The organism is Falsibacillus albus, from assembly GCF_003668575.1.
Taxonomy (GTDB): domain Bacteria; phylum Bacillota; class Bacilli; order Bacillales; family DSM-25281; genus Falsibacillus; species Falsibacillus albus.
This window is the reverse complement of sequence record NZ_RCVZ01000001.1, coordinates 530016-540350: the sequence shown is the minus strand read 5'-3', so window position 1 is coordinate 540350 and position 10335 is coordinate 530016. Positions and strand designations below refer to the sequence as shown.

At 44.9% G+C, this 10335-nt stretch carries 5 protein-coding genes; all 5 read right to left on the bottom strand.

The genetic code is table 11. The features are described from left to right. Nucleotides 1–678 precede the first annotated feature (678 nt). The 5 genes from D9X91_RS02630 to lpdA all read right to left on the bottom strand — a co-directional run bounded on the left by D9X91_RS02630 (nucleotide 679) and on the right by lpdA (nucleotide 10321). Nucleotides 679–5016 carry a S8 family peptidase gene (locus D9X91_RS02630; protein ID WP_121678986.1) on the bottom strand — a complete coding sequence of 1446 codons (4338 nt, stop codon included), beginning with the start codon at nucleotides 5014–5016 and terminating at the stop codon, nucleotides 679–681. Between the two features lie 482 nt (nucleotides 5017–5498). Then, nucleotides 5499–6815: a dihydrolipoamide acetyltransferase family protein gene (locus tag D9X91_RS02625; RefSeq protein ID WP_121678985.1), complete on the bottom strand. Its 1317-nt coding sequence runs from the start codon at nucleotides 6813–6815 to the stop codon at nucleotides 5499–5501. A gap of 38 nt (nucleotides 6816–6853) precedes the next feature. Next, nucleotides 6854–7837 carry an alpha-ketoacid dehydrogenase subunit beta gene (locus tag D9X91_RS02620; RefSeq protein ID WP_121678984.1) on the bottom strand — a complete coding sequence of 328 codons (984 nt, stop codon included), beginning with the start codon at nucleotides 7835–7837 and terminating at the stop codon, nucleotides 6854–6856. 13 nt (nucleotides 7838–7850) lie between these two features. Beyond that, entirely contained in the window at nucleotides 7851–8849 is a 999-nt protein-coding gene (locus D9X91_RS02615; RefSeq protein ID WP_121678983.1) for a thiamine pyrophosphate-dependent dehydrogenase E1 component subunit alpha, read from the bottom strand. A gap of 47 nt (nucleotides 8850–8896) precedes the next feature. Beyond that, on the bottom strand, nucleotides 8897–10321 hold the full coding sequence (gene lpdA, locus D9X91_RS02610) for a dihydrolipoyl dehydrogenase (RefSeq protein ID WP_121678982.1): 1425 nt from the start codon (nucleotides 10319–10321) through the stop codon (nucleotides 8897–8899). Nucleotides 10322–10335 lie beyond the last annotated feature (14 nt).

Sequence of the window (10335 nt, the reverse complement as noted above, 5' to 3'; positions counted from 1 at the left end):
ATCGACGTTTTCTCCATCACTTTGCACCATTTCTCCATCAACGGCTGCAATCAGACTGGTTCTGCAGCCATGTTTCTCTCACCGTTGATGTTCGGAGCTGGTTTTCCGCTCCGCCTGCCTTCCAAACTGACAAATTGATCGGATTCATAGGTTCATAGCGGTGCCGGGGAGCATTTGCAGATGCTGATTCCCTCACAAATTGGGATTTCTCCATCACTTCTGCGATTTATTCCATCACTTCCATGAATTTCTCCATCAGAATCGACGTTTTCTCCATCACTTTGCACCATTTCTCCTTCAACGACTGCAATCAGACTGGTTCTGCAGCCATGTTTCTCTCACCGTTGATGTTCGGAGCTGGTTTTCCGCGGCGCCAGCCTTCCAAACTGACAAATTGAACGGGTTCATAGGTTCATAGCGGTGCCGGGGAGCGTTTGCAGATGCTGATTCCCTCACAAATTGGGATTTCTCCATCACTTCTGCGATTTATTCCATCACTTCCATGAATTTCTCCATCAGAATCGACGTTTTCTCCATCACTTTGCACCATTTCTCCATCAACGGCTGCAATCAGACTGGTTCTACAGCCATGCGTCAGTCACCATAGAGCCGAGGTGCCAACAATGGCCAAAACAAAATGGGACCAAGGAAAGCCCTTTGGTCCCATCGATCTTTTGTTTATTTTTTCTTTGTATTAATATACAGCAATCCTTCCGCACGTTTAGTAGAGACGTTTCCATAGTCATCGGAAGCTTTCACTTCGATGACCGCTCCCGGTGCTTTCACATTGGAGGTGGCTGTATAATAGCCTTCATAGTGTCCTGCACTTGTTTCCATCATCGGCAGTTCATTCGCATTTTGCACTGCGCCTGTATTGGTCAATGGCATCATGATGGTAAATACAGCTTTTAATCCAGGTTCACTGTCAAATTCGATCTTGACTGTTTGGCCGCTCTTTAATTCTTTATCTACAGTAGGCTGAAGGTTATCAATGACGATCGACCCTTGCTTCGAATAGACTGTGACCTTTTGCTTTTTGCGATTGCCCGCTTTATCTTTGGCGATCACAGTAATCACATTTTCTCCCTCGTTCAAAAGGATTCGATGAGAGAATGAACCATCGGATACCTCTGCTTTTTCTCCATTTACTTTTACCCATGCGAGATTGTCTTCTATTACATTCCCTGTTACTGTAATGGCTTCTTTATTCGTTTTCAAGCCATCCTCAGGCGACGTGATGGTCAGTTCAGGTTTCTGCTGATCGAGAGTAATAACGACCGGAGAAGACTCATCTGTCATGCCTTGTTCTGTCGAAGCCTTGGCCGTCAATGAATTCTCGCCATTTATTAAATCAACCTCTGTGCTGAATGTTCCTTCTTCTGTTGCTTGTACGGCCGAAGCTTCTTCCCCATTATTCAAAATGTGCACCGTTGTGCCAGGAGCGGAAGTACCTTCGACAACAACCGTTTTCTGATTGGTGAATGAGCCATCCTTCGGCGAAGTAATGACCGGAGCGGTTACTTCATAGTCCACTAATGCCCTGATCATATAGTTTCCTTCATCCTCAGGTGACGGCGACCAGGCACCATCTACGTACTGCCAGCTTCTACCTGCGTTTTCTCCATCTTCATCTGTCGCAAGTCCAGGTGCATTCGGGTTTGGATCCGATTGAATATATACCATGTAGAAATCTCCATCAACCATGATCCCTTCCCCGCTTAAATCGACTTGGGTCCATTCCCCATTCCTTAAAGCAGTAGCATTGATAGGTCCGGCAATTTTCTTGCCTGGAGCCCCATCAGACCCGCTTGCATCGTAAACCTCAACCTTAAAGTCTGTACCGCCGGGAACCGGCCATTCTGTGTCCCAGAATCTGAATAAGCCCCCTGTGACAAGCGCTTTATCCTGTCCATCGGCAAGCGACATTTTAACTCCCCAACCATTTCCTGCATCGTAGAATGCGCGTGCATTTTCTGCAGTTCCATCATCGTAGCCAATTTCACCCCCATATCCAATGAACGGTTTCATGGCGACATCCACCGTTTCTACTTCACCGCCGTTCACCGTCACGCTCACTTCTTGAGAGTAATAATGTGGAGCAACAATCTTCAATGTATAATCACCTTCATATACTTGAAGATCATAATGTCCATTTTCATCGGTTTGAACCGGCTGGATGGCAGCATCCTCAAGAACGAACAATGTGGCTCCTTCAAGAGGTTCACCGGTAGCTTCATTGGTGACCATACCTGAAATCGTCCCCTTTGGAATTTCTTCCAGCGTAAAGTCTGCTGTCGTGATTCCATCTTGTTCGATCGATACTTGCTGTGTTTCTGATCTGTATCCATATGCCTCCGCTTTTAGCGTATAGTCTCCAGCTGCATGTGAGAGTTCATATGAGCCATCCTTTGGATCTGTATAAACTGATCTTCCAGTTTCGAGCACACTCACCTGCGCTTGAAGCGGCAAGAGCATCGGTGCAGGATCGGTGGAAGGTTTTTCTTCGTTTGCCGGTTTGATCGGCATGATTTTATCTGGATATACTTTTGGTTTGGCAGCCAATGAAGCGGATTTATCTTGATTTTTTGGTTTTACACCCAAATCGATTTTCTTCGCAGGCTGCAATGATTGATCTGAGAGCTTCACATCGTCCAAATACCATCCTTGTTTTACGACGCTGCTGTCAGTTGTGACATTAAAGGCGATGTAGATGCGTTGTCCGGCGTATTGGCTTAAATCCACCTCACCATCGACCCATCCATCAGTCGTCCCATTTACACGCAATGCCTGTGTCCAGTTTTCCATGTCTGTCGAAATAAACACATGGCCATAATCATAGTTCCGTTCAAGCTCATACCATTGTTTGAATTGGAGATAGCTTTCTCCATCAGGCAAATCAACCGGAGGCATCAATAACGTCATATTTCCACTATTGTCATAATTTCCATCCAAATTCGTCCCATACACTTTTTCACCAGAGACCGCATTTCCCGGTCCGCTTGAAGGTGCGCCCCACTCCCAGCTATTTGCCTGGCCATACGATGTCCAGCCTATCGGAGAATGTTCAAAATCCTGTTCGTATCCTGTTGAAATGCCGGGTAGTAATGAAATGGTATATTCATCTGTTGATTGTTCATTCCCTCCGAAGTCCCCGGCTGTCCATTTATAGGTAATATCATCACCAGTCAATGCTTCGGCAGGGATAGTAGCTTCATAGGTTCCCGATCGATAATCACCCGCCACTCTTTCAGCATTGATATCAGTCCAGCTGCCATCCTCGTTCATATAGCTTAATTTAACGTCTGTTACGCTGATATTATCGCTCACATCGGCTTGCAGCGGCAAAGCCATCTCTTTAAATGCCTGCGCAGGAGCCTCATGGGCAATAACCGGTGCTTCAGTGTCTTCACCTTCCTTTGTAACGGTCCCTTTCACTTTTCCGATTCCGCTCAAGACTGAGGATACGGCATCAAACGCATTGACGAGGCCATGGCCATATCCATTATTGGGAGAATCAGGGAAGTTCGCATCCGTCAAAGGCACTGCAGTGGATTCTAAAATATCTTCAATCTCATCCACCGTCAGGCTTGCATCGGCTTGCTTCAATAGTGCAACAACAGCTGAGACATGCGGCCCCGCCATTGATGTTCCATTCCATCCACCTTCATATGTGCTTCCAGGTACCGATGAACGAATATTGACTCCTGGAGCGGAAATTTCAGGCTTCATTTCATTGTAAGGAGAAGGACCCTGCAATGAAAAACTTGCCAAATGGTTTTGACTGTCTGTAGCTCCAGTAGCAAAAGATTCCGGGTAATTGGCAGGCGTCGCGACTGACCCAGGTCCGCCTGGATTCGTCAATGTCGTATTCCCTGCAGAAAATTCCGGGAAGATTTCCGCTGCTCTCCATGCTTGGACCATTTGGCGGTACCACTCATCCATTCCTGGTCCGCCTCCCCAGGAATTATTTACAACATCCGGCGCTTTTTCTGGATGCGGATTTCCATCCGAGTCTTTTGGAGCTAAAATCCATTCACCAGCTTCAAGCAAATCTACGTCGGTCCCGCCATCTGGAGAAAATGCCTTTACGGCAATCCATTTAGCCCCCGGTGCTACGCCGATTTGATTGCTTCCGTCGGGTTCCGATCCAACCATTGTCCCGGTCACATGTGAACCATGTCCAATATCATCATAGGGACTGGACTGACTCGCGACGGCATCAAACCAGTTGAATTCATTGTTAGGCGTGTCCGGATTTTGTGGATCGTACCCTCTATATTTTTGTTTCAGTGCGGGGTGATCCCATTGAACGCCCGTATCAATCGTTGCGACCACTGTACCGGTTCCATCTATCCCCATATTCCATACTTGTGGAGCACCGATCTGCTGAATATTCCATTCTATAGAAGATGTACCGTTTTTCGGCTGCAACTGCAAAGAAGATTTTTCTTTTTCCAAATTTTTCACTGCAGTCGGCTGAATCAATTGCCTTTTTTCATTCGGAAGGACTTTGTCTACTTCCGGAAAAGCAGCCATGGCTTCCATTACGTCCTTTGTCGAAGTAACGGCTAAAGCGTTGACAACATAGAAGGATTGGATCTTGTTCACTTTTCCAGCCTTTTGTTCTTTTTGTAAATACCCTTTCAAATGGGCTTGTGTTTCAGTCGCTTTTGCTCTTAATGTGGAAACGACCATCGACCTTTTTAATAGTTTTGTATTCAAGGAAGAAAGTTTTTCTGATTTCGCCTTTGATGCAGCATTTTCTGAAACCTTGGTTGTATCGACTTGATCTTTGAGCTTAACCAAGTACGTAACCTTTTCCTTTTGTTTAAATTGATCAATGACTTTTGAGGAGACTCTATCCTTGGAGTTAAGAACAACCGATTCGCGTGCAGATGTCGAGGATGCTTTTTTTGTTGCTGCAAGGGTGGCATTCATTGGTGTAAGTAAAGAAAAGATCAGCATGATCGTGAAAGTAAGCGAGAGCCATTTTACATTCCTTTTCCTTTTACCCATTTTTTTCCCCTCCCTAGATTAAGTGAACAGCTGGAACCATTTCCTCCTTTCCGACAAATTCATTTGGATGTTCTTAGTTGATAATCCAAATATAACCATTAGTTATTGTCGATGACTGCCGAATATCGTCACAAAAAGTTCACAAATTCAAAAAACAAAACTTTTGGACTGTCACTTATTTTATTCAACAGGTCGAAAGTATGGAGATTATTGATGGTTCCTATCAAAAAATGGAGTTTATCCGACTTTCTGGGAAGGTATTTAGTCATTTCCTGTCGTTAGGGGTTATCACAAAATTAAAAAATGAAGCAATGTGCTTAGGATTATTTTCCACCAAATGATCTATAGGCTTTTAGAAGGATCCGCTCGCTCCACGGTAATCAGCCATATTTAGCGAAAAGTCAATAAAAAAGGAGTATAAATTCGTGTACGAATTTATACTCCAGTTTCCTCTAGTTATAGGAACCGCTTATCTTTGCGGCTTAATAAATTGAAGTGGACTGCTTGGAAGTGTTTTCGATGATTTCTTTGACCCGCTGCAGGAATCGGCCGCAAATCAATCCATCAAGCACACGATGGTCCAGGGACATACAAAGGTTGACCATATCACGGACAGCAATCATCCCATTTTCCATTACGACTGGACGTTTGACAATCGATTCGACCTGCAGAATTGCCGCTTGCGGATAATTGATTATACCCATGGACTGAACAGAGCCGAACGACCCAGTATTATTGACAGTGAATGTGCCGCCTTGCATATCCTCAGATTTTAATTTTCCAGTACGGACCTTTTGAGCCAGCTCTGTGATTTCCCTTGCAATGCCTTTGATCGTTTTTTCGTCGGCATTTTTAATGACTGGTACAAACAAAGCATCGTCTGTTGCCACAGCGATCGAGATATTGATATCCTTCTTCTGAATGATCTTTTCCCCTGCCCACATGGAATTGATCTGTGGAAACTCCTTCAGTGCCTGCGCCACTGCTTTAACAAAGAAGGCAAAGAAAGTTAGATTGAATCCTTCACGTTGCTTGAAGTCGTTTTTGATTTCATTTCGATAATTCACAAGGTTGGTGGCGTCTACTTCCATCATCGTCCATGCGTGTGGAGCTTCGTGCTTACTTCTGAGCATGTTGGCAGCAATCGCCTTGCGAACACCAGTTACCGGAATTTCGATGTCGCCTGCAGAAACAGGGACATTCGCTGCAGGGGCTTTTGGTGCGGCCGGTGCAGATGTTGGAACTTCCTGTTTCGGAGCTTCTTGTACAGGCGCAGCCGGTTTATTATCCCCTGCTTTCGGAATATTGCCGGAATCGATTAATTTCAATAAATCTTTGCGTGTAATCCTTCCGCCTTTTCCTGTTCCTTCGACTTGGTTCAAATCGATGCCGTGTTCTTGTGAAATTTTCAAGACCGCCGGTGAATAACGTACTTTGTTTCCATCATTGGCAGAAGGCCTTGCAGGCTTTGCCACACTTTTTTCCTCTGCTGCATTTGTGCTGCTTGACTCAGGAGCAGAAGCGGCATTATCTTGGCTTTCCTCCGCCTTGCCAGCCCCTTCTGTTTCAATGGAACAGATGACTTCCCCGACTTCAAGGGTATCTCCCTCATCTGCAATCAATTCTTTGATTACACCCGTAAAGGATGACGGCACCTCCGCATTTACTTTATCCGTTTGAACTTCTGCGATCGGGTCGTATTTATTGACATGATCACCAGGTGACACTAACCACTTACTTATTGTGCCTTCAGTTACACTTTCTCCTAACTGAGGCATCGCCATTTTTTCTATTGCCACTGGAAGAAACCTCCTCATAAAAATCTTGTGTTGTAAAATTAATATTCAGCGAGTTCACGCATTGCTTTTTCAACTTTGTCAGGATTGACCATAAAGTATTTTTCCATCGTCGGCGCATAAGGCATAGCCGGCACATCAGGGCCTGCTAAACGCGCAATCGGAGCATCTAATTCAAATAAGCAATTTTCGGCAATGATAGCTGAAACTTCACTCATGATGCTTCCTTCTTTATTGTCTTCTGTTAAAAGAAGGACTTTTCCTGTTTTAGAAGCTGCCTCAATGATTGCTTCCTTATCCAATGGGTAGACAGTGCGAAGGTCAAGAATGTGTGCTTCAATGCCATCCTGCGCAAGCTTTTCGGCAGCCTGCAATGCAAAATGAACACAAAGACCATAAGTGATGACCGTGATATCTTCTCCTTCACGCTTTACATCTGCCTTGCCGATTGGCAATACATAATCATCGTCAGGAACTTCCCCTTTAATTAAACGGTAGGCGCGTTTATGTTCAAAGAACAATACCGGATCATCATCGCGGATAGCTGCCTTCAGTAAACCTTTGACGTCATAAGGAGTGGAAGGCATCACGATTTTCAGTCCAGGCTGGTTGGCAAACACTGCTTCGACCGACTGTGAGTGATATAGAGCGCCATGAACGCCTCCGCCGTAAGGAGCACGGACAACAATCGGGCAATTCCAGTCATTGTTGGAGCGGTAGCGGATCTTTGCCGCCTCCGAAATAATTTGATTGACAGCAGGCATGATGAAATCGGCAAATTGCATTTCAGCGATAGGACGCATGCCGTACATGGCAGCACCGATTCCGACTCCAGCGATGGCAGATTCAGCAAGAGGTGTGTCAATTACCCGCTCTTCTCCGAATTGATCATAAAGGCCATGGGTCGCTTTAAATACCCCACCTTTTTTACCGACATCCTCACCAAGTACAAATACTTTTGAATCACGTTCCATTTCTTCACGAATGGCCATTGTTACGGCATCAATATAAGAAATTACTGGCATCGTTACTTCCCCCTTACTTCTCTTCTGCGTAGACAAATTTTAGTGCAGATTCTGCTTCAGCATATGGAGCATTTTCTGCGTAATCCGTTGCTTCATTCACTTGTTTCATCACTCGATCATTGATTTCTTTTTCAAGTTCATCATTCATTGCGCCGACTTCTTTTAAATAAGCGCCAAAAGTAATGATCGGATCATTCGTTTTTGCTTTTGCCACTTCATCTGGAGAACGATATGAACGATCATCATCATCGGATGAATGTGGAGTCAAACGGTAGGAAACTGTTTCAATGAGTGTTGGGCCTTCGCCTTTGCGGCCTCTGTCAGCCGCTTCCTTAACGGCCTTATATACTTCAAGCGGATCGTTTCCATCCACTGTGTACCCCGGCATGCCATATCCGATGGCACGATCAGATACTTTTTCACAAGCTAATTGTTTTTCGATTGGAACAGAGATGGCATATTTATTATTTTCACACATAAAGATAACCGGAAGCTTATGTACACCCGCAAAGTTTGCTCCTTCATGGAAGTCTCCTTGATTGGAAGAACCTTCACCGAACGTGACGAATGTGACCAAATCTTTATTTTCCATTTTTCCGGCCAATGCAACACCGACTGCATGAGGTACTTGAGTAGTAACAGGAGAAGAACCGGTTACGATTCGATTTTTCTTTTGGCCGAAGTGTCCTGGCATTTGACGGCCGCCTGAATTTGGATCTTCGGCTTTTGCAAATCCAGAGAGCATGAGTTCTTTTGGAGTCATTCCAAAAGCCAATACAACCCCCATATCACGATAATAAGGAAGGGCATAATCCTTTTCACGATCCAATGCAAACGCTGCTCCAACCTGTGCTGCTTCTTGACCTTGACAGGAGATGACGAATGGGATTTTCCCAGAGCGGTTTAAAAGCCACATACGTTCGTCGATTCGACGTGCCAATAGCATTGTTTCATATATTTCTAATACATTTTCATCGCTCAAACCTAAAGCTGCATGACGATTTTCAGCCATTTTTTGAACCTCCCAATAAATAAATAGTAATCGGGTATCCCCGTAAATTAAGAATGAATTGCTTTTCCGTCAACCGCTAGAGCCGCCTCACCAATCGCTTCGCTCAACGTTGGGTGAGGGTGGATGGTATGGGCCACTTCCCAAGGCGTGGCATCCAAGACCTTTGCTAGACCAGCTTCTGTAATCATATCCGTAACGTGCGGCCCAATCATATGGACGCCTAAAATATCATCTGTATCGTTATCAGCGATGATTTTCACGAATCCATCAGACTCCCCAAATACAAGTGCTTTTCCGATTGCTCTGAATGAAAACTTTCCGACTTTTACATTGAATCCTTTTTCTTTGGCTTCATGTTCAGTATACCCTACGCTTGCAACCTCTGGGTTGCTGTAAATACATTTAGACACTAATGTATAGTCGATTGGATCCGGTTTTTCCCCAGCAATATGCTCGACAGCCGTAATCCCTTCATGGGATGCCACATGAGCCAATTGAAGTCCGCCGATCACATCACCGATCGCATAAATATGGCTTTCCTTCGTTTGGAAAAATTCATTTGTTTGAATAAAACCTTTTTCAATCACAATATCAGTATTTTCCAAACCGATGTTTTGGGTATTGGCTTGTCTTCCTACAGAAACGAGGATTTTTTCGGCAGTAAAGGATTTTTGGGAGTCCTTCACTTCTGCACTGATCGTCACTTCCTGATCACCTTTTTCCAATGTATCAGGCAGGACTTTAGCCCTTGTCACAACGGTTACACCCTTTTTCTTCATTAAGCGCTGCATTTCTTTTGAGATTTCATGATCTTCCGTCGGGATGATTCGATCTGCATATTCCACAACAGTCACTTCTACGCCAAAGTCGGATAACATGGATGCCCATTCGATCCCAATGACGCCTCCGCCGACGATGATGATCGATTTCGGAAGTTCCTCGAGCTCAAGCGCTTCATCTGAAGACAAGACAAACTGCCCATCAATATCCAAACCAGGCAATGAACGTGGACGTGACCCTGTTGCAACAATCACGTTTTTTGGAATGAGCATTTCATTTTCATCACCATTGTTCATTTCAACGGAAATTGTGCCCGGCATCGGCGAGAAGATGGATGGCCCCAATATGCGTCCGATCCCTTCAAATACATCTATTTTCCCTTGTTTCATCAAGTGTTGTACACCTTTGTATAGCTGATCGACGATTTTGCTCTTGCGTTCTTGGACACGAGTGAAATTCAGCGTGACATCATTTATGGTCACACCGAATTCTTCCCCGCGTTTCGCTGTATGGTATACTTCTGCACTTCGCAGAAGAGCTTTACTTGGGATGCACCCGCGATGAAGGCATGTACCGCCCAGTTTGCCTTTTTCCACAATTGCTGTTTTCAAGCCTAATTGGGAAGCACGGATGGCGGCAACATAACCGCCCGTTCCTCCGCCAAGGATGACTAAATCATATTCTTGTGCCAATGTTGTTTCCTCCT